Annotated in this window: 12 protein-coding genes; 5 read left to right on the top strand and 7 right to left on the bottom strand. The window is 72.1% G+C overall.

Features of this window, described 5'->3' with window-relative positions:
- Window positions 1-3 precede the first annotated feature (3 nt).
- The 3 genes from L1857_RS22470 to L1857_RS22460 are packed head-to-tail and all read right to left on the bottom strand — an operon-like array spanning window position 4 to window position 2,707.
- Window positions 4-750 carry an SDR family NAD(P)-dependent oxidoreductase gene (locus tag L1857_RS22470; protein WP_249466202.1) on the bottom strand — a complete coding sequence of 249 codons (747 nt, stop codon included), beginning with the start codon at window positions 748-750 and terminating at the stop codon, window positions 4-6.
- On the bottom strand, window positions 747-1,457 hold the full coding sequence (locus L1857_RS22465; RefSeq protein WP_116110604.1) for an alpha/beta fold hydrolase: 711 nt from the start codon (window positions 1,455-1,457) through the stop codon (window positions 747-749). The genes L1857_RS22470 and L1857_RS22465 overlap by 4 nt, the downstream gene beginning before the upstream one ends.
- Window positions 1,454-2,707 carry an MFS transporter gene (locus L1857_RS22460; protein WP_240323178.1) on the bottom strand — a complete coding sequence of 418 codons (1,254 nt, stop codon included), beginning with the start codon at window positions 2,705-2,707 and terminating at the stop codon, window positions 1,454-1,456. The genes L1857_RS22465 and L1857_RS22460 overlap by 4 nt, the downstream gene beginning before the upstream one ends.
- A gap of 158 nt (window positions 2,708-2,865) precedes the next feature.
- Here L1857_RS22460 and L1857_RS22455 point away from each other — a divergent pair, with 158 nt between their 5' ends.
- A complete protein-coding gene (locus L1857_RS22455) occupies window positions 2,866-3,615 on the top strand; it encodes an IclR family transcriptional regulator (RefSeq protein ID WP_116110602.1) in 750 nt (249 codons plus the stop codon).
- 349 nt (window positions 3,616-3,964) lie between these two features.
- On the opposite strand, the gene L1857_RS22450 is transcribed toward L1857_RS22455, so the two are convergent.
- Both L1857_RS22450 and L1857_RS22445 read right to left on the bottom strand, forming a co-directional pair.
- A complete protein-coding gene (locus L1857_RS22450) occupies window positions 3,965-4,825 on the bottom strand; it encodes a class I SAM-dependent methyltransferase (protein WP_116110601.1) in 861 nt (286 codons plus the stop codon).
- 76 nt (window positions 4,826-4,901) lie between these two features.
- Window positions 4,902-5,504, bottom strand: coding sequence for a helix-turn-helix transcriptional regulator (locus tag L1857_RS22445; protein WP_094009228.1), 603 nt, complete (start codon window positions 5,502-5,504; stop codon window positions 4,902-4,904).
- A gap of 113 nt (window positions 5,505-5,617) precedes the next feature.
- Between L1857_RS22445 and L1857_RS22440 the strand changes: the two genes are divergently transcribed.
- Window positions 5,618-7,198, top strand: coding sequence for an MFS transporter (locus tag L1857_RS22440; protein ID WP_094009227.1), 1,581 nt, complete (start codon window positions 5,618-5,620; stop codon window positions 7,196-7,198).
- Between the two features lie 28 nt (window positions 7,199-7,226).
- Here L1857_RS22440 and L1857_RS22435 read toward each other — a convergent pair whose 3' ends face one another.
- Window positions 7,227-8,069 (bottom strand): helix-turn-helix domain-containing GNAT family N-acetyltransferase, encoded by an 843-nt coding sequence (locus L1857_RS22435; protein WP_116110599.1) that lies wholly within the window; start codon window positions 8,067-8,069, stop codon window positions 7,227-7,229.
- 100 nt (window positions 8,070-8,169) lie between these two features.
- Between L1857_RS22435 and L1857_RS22430 the strand changes: the two genes are divergently transcribed.
- The 3 genes from L1857_RS22430 (at window position 8,170) to L1857_RS35775 (ending at window position 10,629) form a co-directional block, all read left to right on the top strand.
- Complete coding sequence (locus tag L1857_RS22430) at window positions 8,170-9,861, top strand: NAD(P)-binding domain-containing protein (protein WP_240323177.1); 1,692 nt, start codon at window positions 8,170-8,172, stop codon at window positions 9,859-9,861.
- Window positions 9,831-10,115 carry an NAD(P)/FAD-dependent oxidoreductase gene (locus L1857_RS22425; RefSeq protein WP_162831037.1) on the top strand — a complete coding sequence of 95 codons (285 nt, stop codon included), beginning with the start codon at window positions 9,831-9,833 and terminating at the stop codon, window positions 10,113-10,115. The genes L1857_RS22430 and L1857_RS22425 overlap by 31 nt, the downstream gene beginning before the upstream one ends.
- Window positions 10,116-10,395: 280 nt before the next feature.
- Window positions 10,396-10,629, top strand: coding sequence for a zinc-binding dehydrogenase (locus L1857_RS35775; protein WP_429727776.1), 234 nt, complete (start codon window positions 10,396-10,398; stop codon window positions 10,627-10,629).
- A 53-nt stretch (window positions 10,630-10,682) separates the two neighbouring features.
- Here the strand turns inward: L1857_RS35775 and L1857_RS22415 are convergent, their stop codons facing one another.
- Complete coding sequence (locus L1857_RS22415) at window positions 10,683-11,813, bottom strand: FAD-dependent oxidoreductase (RefSeq protein ID WP_116110598.1); 1,131 nt, start codon at window positions 11,811-11,813, stop codon at window positions 10,683-10,685.
- Window positions 11,814-11,858 lie beyond the last annotated feature (45 nt).

The raw sequence follows: 11,858 nt of genomic DNA, 5'->3' as shown, positions 1-11,858 counted from the left end.
TTGTCATCGGATCGCCGGCGCCAGCTGGGTTCCGGCGGCGACGTGGATCACTTCGCCCGTGATGGCGCGGGCCCGGTCGGACACCAGGAACGCCACGGTGTTCGCGACGTCGGCCGGTTCCACCAGCCTGCCCAGCGGCGAGGCGGCGGCGAACCGGCCGGCGTAGTCGTCGAGGAACCCCGGATCGGCCTTCTGGGCGTTGAAGGCGGTGTGCACGAAACTCGGCGCCACGACGTTGACCGTGACCCCGAGCGGGCCCAGTTCGCGGGCGGCCACCCGGGTCGGCCCGACGAGCCCGGCCTTCGACGCGGAGTACGCCGGGGTCCAGCCGCCGCCGAGCCACACGCGCGAGCCGATCGACACCACCCGGCCGCCGCCCTGCCGCCGCCACCGCGGAACGCAGTGCTTCATCAGCAGCACCGGCCCGGTCAGGTTCACCTGCACCGTCGCCTGCCACGTGTCGAGGTCCAGGTCCGCCACCGTGTGCGGCGGCTCGATGCCGGCGTTGTTCACCAGCGCGTCGACCCGGCCCCAGGTGGCGTCCACCTGCTCGACGGCGGCCCGGACCGCTGCCTCGTCGGTGACGTCCGCCTCGACGCCCAGCACCTCTCCGGTGAACCGATCCGCGGCCTGGCTCGCCCCGCGGCGGTCCAGCAGCGCGACCCGGAAGCCGTCCGCGAGCAGGGCCGTGGCGATCGCCGTGCCCATGCCGCCGGCGCCCCCGGTCACGATCGCGACCGGGGCGGTCACGACGCGTGCTCCGTCGCGACCTTGACGATCGTGTCCGCCACGGCGCCGGGCATCGACAACATGGGGGAGTGGCTGGAGTCGAGTTCGCTCACCGAGCCTGCCCGGGCGGCCATCTTGCGCTGGACCTCCGGCGTGCAGGCCCGGTCCAGCGTGCACACGACGAAGTGGGCGGGAACCGTCCGCCAGGCCGCCCGGGAGACGACCGCGGTCCGGGCGTCGGCGTGCTCGGGGGTGAGGCGCCCGGCCGCGCTCGCCGCGTCGGCGGGCGCGCAGTCGTGGTAGAAGGCGTGCCGCGCGGTGTCCGGGTCGATGACCAGGTAGTCGCCGACCTGGCGGATGTCGTCCTTGCCCGCCTGGGAGCCCGCCTCGGCGTCGTTGACGGACGCCACCGAGTCGCCGGGTTCGAGGCAGAACGCGCTCAGGTAGATCAGGGCACGCACGCCCGGGGCGTCGCCGACCTCGGTCAGCAGGGCGCCGGAGTAGGAGTGGCCGACGAGCACGACGTCACCGGGGATGCCGTCGAGCACGCGGACGAGGTGGTCGCAGTGCCCCCGGAACGTCGGGTCACCCGGGGCCCGGTCCTTGCCGGGCAGCGTGACGCTGACGCAGGGATAGCCGTCGGCTTCGAGCAGGGTCGAGACACGTTCCCAGGCCCAGCCGCCGTGCCACATCCCGTGCACGAGAACGATGGTGGGACGGTCGGTCATGACGCGGTCCTTCCGGTCAGTTGCTTGTCTACTGTGGACACGCTGGTGTCACGGGTGCGGAGGGAGTAGGTGAGCGCGATCCCGGCCATGTAGATCCCGGCGATCACCCAGAGCGTCCCGGCGACACCGATCGGCGCCACCAGCCCGGCGACGACGGGCCCCAGGAACTGGCTCACCCCCGCGCCGAGGTTCAGGATCGCGACGGCGCCGCCGACGCGGTGCGGGGCCAGCGCGGGCAGGATCGCCGAGAGCGGGACGAATCCGGAGAGCCCGGCGCCGTAGACGACGGCGACCACGAGGACGGCCCAGAAGTTCGGGCCCAGCAGCGCCGGCACGTGGTAGAAGGCGGGCACGCTGAGCGCGCAGAGCAGACCGCCGAACCACGCCACCGTGCGGACGCGGCCGATCCGGTCGGCGACGTAGCCGAACAGCACGTTGGCGAGGATGTTCGTCAGCAGCATGGTGCCCCACACCGTCTGCCATTCCGGTGTGGACAGTCCGACGTCCCGCACCATGAACGTGCCCAGGAACACGACGAAGGCGTAGAAACCCAGGGTGTTGATCACTCGGACGATCCCGCCGAGACCCACCTTCGGCCGTTCGACGACGACGGTGACGGCGCCGAGCACGGCACGCAGGCTGGTCGCGGCACCGGCAGGCGGTTGCGGGCGGGCCTTGACCAGGACCGCGAGCAGGATCCCGCCGGCCCCGATGAACGCCAGCGAGGTGACCAGGGTGGCGAACTCGCCGATCAGCGGGATGACCGCCCCCGCGTAGTAGGAGCTGATCACCCCGAGGCCGAGCACGAAGAAGAACCAGTACCAGCCCACGGCCTTGCCCATCACCGACTCGGGCGTGTCCATGGCCACCCAGACGAGGAAGCCGTAGGAGAACAGCGGATAACCCAGCCCGCGGACGCCGAAGCTGATCAGCATGACCGTGAAGTCGCCCTGAGCCAGCGCGACCAGGAACGCGATCTCGAAGACCACCCAGATCGCGAACCCGGCGAACATCACGCGCCGGGGGCCGAACGCCTCGGCGAGCGCACCGGACAACCAGGCGGCGACGGCGACGACGAACCCGTAGACGCTCCACAGCAGCGAGGTCTGGCCCGGTCCGAAGCCGCGCTCGGCGAGGTAAGGGGACAGGAAGCCCGACTCGATGCCGTCGCCGATCATGAACAACGTGAGCGCCACGAACCCCCAGCGCAGATGCGGGACGATGCCCTGCCGTGCCCAGAACCCGCTCATCGGTCCGGCCACCCGGTGACACGGCCGTCGGTTGTCTTCATCCTCAGAACCTCCTTGTTCTGCCCTGGTCTCGCGGGAACGTAGCGATCCTGCGGCCCGGCCACCGCCGGCACCAGACGTGATTGCCGCCCAGTGGCAATCGTCCGTACATTGGCGGCATGGCAGGCCGAACGAACACGCCCGGACAGTCGGTCTCCCGGCGGCTGCTGACCGTCCTCGACTGTTTCGACGTGGCGCATCCGGCGCTCACGCTCACCGAGGTGGCCACCCGCAGCGGCCTGCCGATTTCGACCGCGCGCCGGCTCATCACCGAGTTGCGGGAGTGGGGCGGGCTGGAACGCCTCGAGGACGGCCGGTACCGCATCGGGATGCGCTTGTGGACGATCGGCACCCTGGCCCCGCGGCAGCGTGGGCTGCGGGAGGCCGCGCTGCCCTACATGCACGACCTCTTCCAGGCGGCCCAGGAGAACCTCCAGCTCACGGTGCTGGAGGGCACGCAGGCGCTGTGCATCGAGAAGATCTCCAGCACCAAGGCCGTTCCCACGCGGACCGAGGTCGGTGGCCGCCTGCCGCTGCACGCGACCGGCGTCGGGAAGGTCTTCCTGGCGTTCTCCGGACAGGACCTGCTGCGGTCGGTCGTCGAGGCGGGGCTGGCCCGGATGACCCCGCACACGATCACCCAGCCGGGCCGCCTCGCGGCCGCGCTGGAGGAGGTCCGCAAGACCGGTGTCGCCTACTCCTACGAGGAGATGACCCTGGGCGCGGTGTCCGTCGCCGCCCCGGTCCTCGGCCTGGACGGCCGGGTGCGCGCCGCGCTCGGCATCGTGGCGCATTCCCGCGCCGCCGTCGACCGGCTCGCCCCGGCTGTGCGCACCGCGGCCCTGGGCATCGCCCGCTGGGCCGATTGAGCCCCGGCGGGGAGCCGGTCAGGCTTCGCGAGCGGCCTCGCTCCTCACGCGCGCGTGCGGCCCAGACGGAACGTTCGGTGCGGACTGCGAGGTCGTCACGCCGCAGGAGGCTGTGCGGGCTGTTCGTGTCGAGCAGCCGGTCGAGCGCGGCGCGGCCCTCGGGATTGCCCGCTGGGCCGGCTGAGTCCCGTCGGGGACCGGTCAGGGGAGGCCCGGCGGCGGGCGGCCGGCGGAGCAGGTGATCCAGCGCGGCGCCGGCCCGCTGCGGCAGATGCCTCGTGCCGGGCAGCACGGCCGCTCGGCAGTGGTCAGTCGCGTCGATGAGTCCGGCTTCGCGGAGGGCCTCTCCTCAAGCGCGGCGTGCGGCCCAGACGGAACGTTCGGTGCGGACCGCGAGGTCCTCACGCCGCAGGAGGCTGTGCGGGCTGTTCGTGTCGAGCAGCCGGTCGAGCGCGGCGAGGTCCTCGGGGTCGAGCTCGGCCGCGACCGCGCCGCGGGCGCGCTGCAGCGCGCCCAGGGCGTACCGGCCGACCGCCGCGTTGCCGGCGCCCTGGACGTCCACCTCGACGACGAGCTCGCCCTCCACCACGAACCCGGCGGCGGCGAGCATCGGTCCCCAGTCGGCGCCGCGATGGGGGAGGTGCTGGGCGTGGCGCCGGTCGCTCACGGCGTGGACGCGGTCCTCCAGGCCGGGCCGGTCGTCGGGTGCGGTCCTGGGCAGGAAGCGGGGAATGCCCGCCATCTCGACCACGACGAACAGGCCGCCGGGCGCGAGCAGGTCGTGGACGGACCGCAGGGCGCGGCCGGGATCGGCCATGTGGTGCACGGCGCCCGAGGCCCAGACGAGGTCCGGGGTGCCGAGGTCGGGCCAGGTGGCATCGTCGAGGTCGGCGAGCACCGTGTGCACGTGCCCCTCCACCCCGCGGGCGCACGCCTTCTCACTGAGCCGCCGCAGGTGGCCGGGGGAGGTGTCCACGGCCGTGACATGCGCCTCGGGGAACTGGTCGAGAAGGGCGAACGTGCCCGCGCCGGTGCCCGAGGCGAGGTCGACGATCTGGCGCGGATCGCCGTGCAGGGGCAGCCACCTGATGATGCCGGCGGTGTGCTCGGCGAGGACTTCCGCGTCCAGTTCGAGGATCTCCGCCAGCGCGCTGTCGGGGTCGTGGTGGTGGCCGTGCCGGCGGTGGTCGTGGTGCTGGGCGTGCGTCATACTGCGACGATAAGCGCGTTATGCCTTTTCCGCGTGTTGTCATGCGCATTGCGCAAGGAAGTCGGCTCGCGCGATGCTAGGAGCGCAAGTCGTGGCGTCGTGAGCCGTCGTCCTCGGAGTTGTCGTTCTCGCGATGCCCGCGGCGGGCGTCGCGGTCGTAGATGAACAAGACCTCGCACGGGCGGCCCTCCGCCCCGATGGCGTGCGGCGTCATGGTCGGGAACTCGGCGGCGCGGTTCGTCTCGACCCGGAACCTGGCGTCCCCCAGCACCAAGGTGGCGGTGCCGGACAGCACGAGGAGCCACTCCCGGCCGGGGTGGGCACGCATCCTGGCGGGGTTGTCCGGCGGCGGCTCGGTCAGCCGCCTGCGCATCACCGTCATGCCGGGGTCGCTCTTCATCGGCCAGCTCAGTCCGCGCGCTCCGTGGTTCATCGGGCTGATGATGACGTCGTCCACGGCGTTCTCGACCAGCTGGTCGAGGGTGGTGTCCAAGGCGCGGGCCAGTGCGACGAGCTGGTCCAGCGCCAGGCGGCGCTGACCGTTTTCGATGCGGCTCAGCGAGGACTGTCCCAGGTGGACTCGCTTGGCCAGTTCCTCCAGGGACAGGCCCTGCGCGACCCGCAAGGCCCGGATCCGTTTGCGCACGAGGCCGTCCAGCGCACTTTCTTCTTGCGTCATGAGCAAGAGTGTATGCCATTGACGCAAATCCTGCTTAACATCGTGGCAGACGGTTCCCGGGCGCCGAACCACGTTCCGGGCCGTGATCTCCCAAATCCATCGGAAAGGAACCCATGAGCACCAACCAGCCCGCGCAGGGGGCTGCCACCCCGGACGCGCGGCAGCTGCGCACCATCCTCATCTCCGTGTCCGTCTCGTTGATGGCCGTCGTCGCCTCGGTCTCGGGCCTGAACGTCGCGCAGACCCACATGGCCGTCGAGTTCGGCGCCTCCCTGGGCACGGTTCTCTGGATCATCAACATCTACACCCTGACCCTGGCCGCGCTGCTGCTGCCGCTCGGCGCGATCGGTGACCGCCTGGGCCGCAAGCCCATGCTCACCGCCGGGCTCACGGTGTTCGGCACCGCGAACGTGGTGGCGGCACTGGCCCCGACCGCCGAGGTCATGATCGCCGCCCGCGCGATCGGCGGCGCCGGCGCCGCGATGATCATGCCGATCACCCTTGCCGTCATCACCTCCACCTTCCCCGAGGAACAGCGCGGCAAGGCCATCGGCGTGTGGACGGCCGTCGCGGGAGGCGGCGGCGTCCTGGGCATGTTCCTCTCCGCCCTCCTGGTCGACGTCGTCGACTGGCGCTGGCTGTTCGCGCTCCCGATCGCGCTGATCGTCGTGGCGATGGCGACGACGGTGAAGTCGGTGCCCAACTCCCGTGAGCGCGCGGCACACGCCTACGACACCGTCGGCGCGCTGCTCTCCGCCGTCGCCGTCGTCGGTCTCATCTTCGCGCTGCAGGAAGGGCCCGAAGGCGGCTGGGCCGCCCCGGAAACGGTGATCAGCCTCGCCGCCGGCCTCGTCGCCGGCATCGCCTTCGTGGTCTGGGAGCTGCGCCGCCGGGACGCCGCCCTGCTGAACGTGCGCTTGTTCCGGGAACGCGGCTTGGCGGGCGGCTCGCTCACGTTGCTCGCGGTCTTCGGCGTCCAAGCGGGTATCGGCGTGGTGCTGTTCCCGTTCTTCCAGGCCGTGCTCGGGTGGTCGGGACTGCTGTCGACGGCGGCCCTGATGCCCATGGCGATCTCGATGATGCTGGCTTCCGGCCTCGCGGCCAAGCTGGCCGCGGGCATCGGCTCCCGCGCGACCATGGCTGCCGGCGTCGCGCTGGCCGTCGTGGGACTGGTGTTCATGGCCCTGTTCGTCTCGGTGTCGGGCGGCTACCTGTCGATCCTGCCGGGGCTGGTCGCCGTGGGTCTGGGCATGGGCCTGTCGATGACGCCGTCCACCGAGGCCATCACCGGCTCGTTGCCGCGGGACAAGCAGGGTGTCGCCTCCGCGCTCAACGACATCACCCGCGAACTCGGCACCGCCCTGGGTGTCGCGGTGCTGGGCGCGCTGCTGTCCGCCGGGTATCGCGGCTCGATCGACGGCAGGCTGGCCGGTGTCCCCGAGGAGGCCGCGGACGTCGCCAGGGAGGGCGTCGCCAACGCCGTCGAGGTCTCGGGCGGCGCCGGCGCGCAGGCGGCACAGATCGTCCAGGCCGCCCGCGAGTCGTTCGTGGACGGATGGCAGCAGTCCATCTGGGCCGGAGCGGCCGTGATGGTGGTGTTGTTCGTCTACGTCGCCGTGTGGGGCCCGAAGAACCGGATGCGCTCCACAGTGGACGACACCGAGACCGCGCTCAGGTCGAGCCTGGTCGAATGAGCCGGCTCGACCCAGCTCAGCCGCCCGGTCAGCTGACGTTGTTGCGGCGTTCGAGGAAAACGGTGTCGTGCCAGGTGCCGTTGCGTTGGGCGATGCGTTCGCGGATGCCGATGGTGCGGTAGCCGGCGGAGTGGTGCAGGGCGAGGCCGGCGCGGTTTTCGGTGAAGATGGAGGTTTGCAGGGTCCAGTAGCCGGCCTCGTCGAGGGCGATGACCTGCTGCCGGATCAGGGCTTTGCCGATGCCGCGGCCGCGGTGGCCGTCGGCGACGTAGATCGAGGTTTCGGCGACGCCGGCGTAGCAGTCGCGAGTGGACACCGGGGTGGCGGCCGCCCAGCCGACCACCTCGCCGTCCAGTTCGGCGACCCACCGCTGGTCCGGGAGCCATGTCGCGTCGAGGGTGGCCCGGCTGGGGACGGTGGTCTCGAAGGTGGCGATCCCGGTGGCCATGCCTTCGCCGTAGATGCGGCGGACCGCGGCCCAGTCCTCGTCGCGCAAGGCCCGCACGGTGACGTCGGCGGGGACGTCTTCGGGGCAGCAGGGACGCGGCGCGAGCAGGCCCATCACGGCGTCGGCGGCGTGCGGGAGGCCGGCGCAGCAGGCCGCGTTGACGGTGACGATGGTGGCGGTGCCCTCCTTGCGCACCTGCACGAACCCGACGTCGGCGAGCTTGCGCACGTGGTGTGAGCAGGTGGACTGGCTGATGCCGACCAGGCCGGTCAGGGCGCCGACGGTGATGCCGCGGGGTGCGGTGGCCACGGCGTGCAGCAGCCGCACCCGGGTGGGCTCGGCCAGGCACGCGAACCAGTCGGCGTAGGTGGCGGCTTCCCCGTCGGGCAGGACTCGGGCCTGGGGCGCGGCAGTCATGGTCATGCCCCCGAGTGTATCGATTCCAATCGATGGTTGCCTCGATCGATGACAGTCGATACAGTCTGGGCAAGTCAATCGAGCTGGATCGATGGAATGGGCCGGGATGAGTGAGCTGCCCGTCGTGGTGGTGGGGGCTGGGCCGATCGGGCTCGCGGCCGCGTCCGAGGTGCTGGAGCGGGGTTTGGAGCCGGTGGTGCTGGAGCGCGGGTCGCAGGCGGGGGCGTCGGTGGCGCAGTGGAACCACGTGCGCTTGTTCTCCCAGTGGTCGGAGCTGGTGGACCCGGCGGCAGGCCGCCTCCTGGAGGCCACCGGCTGGGAACACCCCGCGGCCGAGGACTACCCGACGGGGCAGGAGTGGGTCGCGTGTTACCTGGCGCCGTTGGCTGCCGCCCTCGGTGAGCGCGTGCGGTTCGGCGCGGAGGTGGTGGGTGTGGCGCGCCGGGGCCGGGACCGCGTGGTGGATCACGGGCGGGACACCGAGCCGCTGACGGTGCACGTCCGCCACGCCGACGGCCGCGAGGAGCTGATCACCGCGCGCGCGGTGATCGACGCCTCGGGCACGTGGACCAACCCGAACCCACTGGGTGGCGACGGGCTCCCGGCGCTGGGCGAACGGGCGGCGGCGGACCGGATCACCTACCAGGTGCCCGACCTCGGCGACCCGGTGGTCCGGGAACGGTTCGCCGGCAGGCACGTCGCGGTCGCGGGCAGCGGGCACTCCGCGTTGACGGCGCTGGTCGCGCTCACCGCCGTGGCGGGCACGCGGATCAGCTGGATCCTGCGCCGCGGCTCGGTGGGCACCACCTTCGGCGGCGGCGAGGCCGACCAGCTGCCCGCCCGCGGCGCGCTCGGGCTGCGGGCCAAGGAGGCCGTGGACGCCGGGCTGGTGCAGATCGTGTCCGGGTTCCGCACCGAGGCCGTGACGCGCGACGAGCAGGGCCGCCTGGTGCTGCGCTCGGGCGACGGGCGCACCGTCGAGGCGGTGGACGAGGTCGTGGTGGTGACCGGCTTCCGCCCAGACCTGTCCTGGCTGTCGGAGCTGCGGCTGGAGCTGGACGCCACGCTGCAGGCGCCGGTCGCGCTCGCGCCGCTGATCGACCCGAACGTGCACTCCTGCGGCACCGTCTACCCGCACGGCGCGAAGGAACTCGCGCACCCGGAGCCGAACGTGTACCTGGCCGGGATGAAGAGCTACGGCCGCGCCCCCACGTTCCTCGCCATGACCGGCTACGAGCAGGTCCGCTCCATCGCCGCCGCACTGGCCGGGGACCACGAGGCCGCCGGACGGGTGGAGCTGGTCCTGGCCGAGACCGGGGTGTGCGGCGGGGCCGGCTTGTTCGTCGTCTCGACCGACAGCGGCGAGGAGCTGTCCGCGCCGATCGTCATCGCCGCGACCGGCGCCTTCACCTCCCCGTATCGGCCCGCGCTCCCCGGACTCGACGAGTTCACCGGGACCGTCCTGCACTCCGGCGACTACCGCGAGCCGAGCCCCTTCGCCGGGCAGCGGATCGTGGTGGTGGGCGCGGCCAACTCCGCCGTCCAGATCGCGATCGACCTCGCCCCGCACGCCCGCGTCACCCTCGCCACCCGATCCGCTACGCCCCCCGGAAACCGCTCGGGCGGGACGTGCACTTCTGGCTCACCGTCACCGGATTCGACGCCCTGCCCATCGGCCCCTGGCTGCGCACCAAGCCGGGCATGCCCGTCCAGGACGCGGGCGGCTACCGCGCCGCGATCGACGCCGGCGCACCAGACCAGCGCCGGATGTTCACCGCCATCGACGGCGACACCGTGACCTGGCCCGACGGCACCCGCGAACGGGTCGACACCATCCTCCTGGCGACCGGGTTCCGCCCGGGACTGTCCTACTTGGACAAGCTCGGTGCCCTCGGCCCGGCCGGGATGCCGAAGCAGCACCGCGGCCTGTCCACCACCCATCCCGGGCTCGGGTTCGTCGGGCTGGAGTGGCAGCGCAGCTTCTCCTCCGCGACCATCCGCGGCGTCGGCCGCGACGCGGCCTACCTCGCCCGACGGCTGCTAAGGCGGTGAGCGGTCGGGTGCGTGTGGATCGGGCCGATCAGCGTCTCGCCGAGCGGGGTGAGTGCGTACTCGGCGCGGGCGGCACCTCGGCGTAGGCGTGGCGGTCGACGAGCTCACCGCGGCGGACCGGGCCCTTGCTGAGACCGGCGAGCACGACCCTCCGGTGAATTTCCGCTGCCGCAGCCGCTTCCGTTCGTACCCGGCTGGGGCATCAGCGGTGTCGTCGAAGAGACCAGGACGTACCGGTTGCGGCCCGGTGACGAGGTGTTCGGCATGCCGCTGTTCCCCCGTGTGGCTGAACGCGTACGCGGAATTCGTGGCGGCCCCGGCGTTGCACCTGGTGCGCAAGCCGGCTTCGTTGTCGCATGTGGAGGCTGCGGCGCTGCCGGTCGTCGGGCTGACGGCGTGGCAGGGCGAGCTCCGGGTCCACGTGCAGGAGGTGTTCCCCTTCGACCGGATCGCAGACGCGCACCGCCTGCTCGACGCCGGCCACCTGCAGGGCAAGCTCGTCCTCACCGTCTGACGCCGCGGGCGGCGTTCGAAGCTCCGCCCCGTGATCGTGGGGGCTCCGGCGTTTCAGTCGCCGTTCTCCGTGAAGAGCTTGATCAGGCCCGCGGCCGCGTCGTCGCCGTCGAGGTCGTGGAGTTCCGCGCCGATGGAGCCGAACTCCACGCTGCGCGGGAACATGGCTTCCTCGTACTGCGTGAGGGCGGTTTCGATGTCGCCGGGGTGGGCGGCGATGGCCTTGCCGAGTTCGGCGCCGTCGTACATGGCGCTGTTGGCGCCTTCGCCGTTCGGCGTCAGGAGGTGCGCGGCGTCGCCGAGCAGGGTCACCCCGGGCACCCGCTCCCACTTGTGCCCGAGCGGCAGGGTGAAGATGGGACGCAGCAGCGGTGCGACGTCGCCGTCGGTGATCAGTGCGGTGAGCTCGGGTGCCCACCCGTCGAACTCCTGCGCGATCCGTGCGGCCGCGGCCGCGCCGTCGGCGAAGTCGATGGCCGCGAACCACTCCAGCGGTTCGCGGAGTACGACGTAGGTGTGGATGGTCTCGCCCTTTTCCCGGTGGGCCTGGATCCCCTTGCCGCCCGTCGCGGGTGCGGCCATGGAGCCGCTGCCGACGGCTCGCGCGGCAGCCGGGTGCCGGGTGTCGACGTCGAACAGGTAGGTCTCCACATAGGACATCCCGGTGTACTCGGGTGTGGCATCGGAGAGCAACGGCCGCACCCGTGACCACGCGCCGTCCGCTCCGACGAGCAGGCTCGTGGTGATGGTGCCGCCGTCGGCGAAGGTCACCTCGTGGTGCCCGTCGCCCAGGGAGCGGGTGCCGACGGCCTTTCGGCCCCACTGCACGGTGTCGCCGGGGAGTGAGTCGAGCAGGATCCGGCGCAGGTCGCCGCGCTGCACTTCGGGTCGTCCGCCGGTGCCGTCGTCGGGCTTGTCGAGCAGGACGGTCCCGTCGGAGGCGAGGATCCGCATGGCCTGGCGGCCGTGGAGGACGATGCCGCGGAACTCGTCCATCAGGCCGGCCGCTTCGATGGCGAGCTGCCCGTTGTAGTCGTGGATGTCGAGCATCCCGCCCTGCGTGCGGGCCGTCGGCGCGGGCTCGGCTTCGTAGACCGTGGCCGGGATTCCGTGGAGGTGCAGGACACGGGCGAGCGTGAGGCCGCCGAGTCCCGCCCCGATGATCGTGACGTGAGGGGTGTTCATAATGGTCTTCTTCCGGGCAGGTCCAGGCCGGCGCGGCGCGGACGT

Origin of the sequence: Amycolatopsis thermalba, from assembly GCF_023376025.1 — a bacterium.
Classification (GTDB): domain Bacteria; phylum Actinomycetota; class Actinomycetes; order Mycobacteriales; family Pseudonocardiaceae; genus Amycolatopsis_E; species Amycolatopsis_E thermalba.
Note: the sequence above shows the minus strand (reverse complement) of the source record. Positions and strands in the feature narration are given on the sequence as shown.